This is a genomic window from Paraburkholderia sp. SIMBA_027 (assembly GCF_046535315.1).
GTDB lineage: Bacteria > Pseudomonadota > Gammaproteobacteria > Burkholderiales > Burkholderiaceae > Paraburkholderia > Paraburkholderia tropica.
The window spans coordinates 1-269 of record NZ_JAWRWY010000672.1; the positions used below are offsets into that span (position 1 = coordinate 1).

General features: G+C 58.4%; 1 protein-coding gene. It reads right to left on the reverse strand.

Translation table 11 applies throughout. The features are described 5' to 3' along the window. Positions 1-269: acyltransferase domain-containing protein (locus tag SB764_RS40705; RefSeq protein WP_410866857.1), on the reverse strand; the 269-nt coding region annotated here is incomplete at both ends.

Genomic DNA, 269 nt, shown 5'->3' on the forward strand with positions numbered 1-269 from the left:
GTTGCAGCCAAGCTCCAATGCTTTGGCCACGGCCTTGCGGAAGGCGACTGGTTCACGGGCGTTGCGCCACCAGTAATTGCCATCCAGCTGGCTCCCACTCAATTCTTCGCCCGTGACCGTAGACAGGAAACCAAACTCTCCGGGCCGCAGGCTGATTTTCGGCAGGCCTGAGAGAAAATCATCCTTCACATCCTCGATCAGAGTGTGATGGAAGGGGTAGTCGATATCGAGCGGTTGAACGGCGATTTTCGACCGCCGGCCCAGCGCTC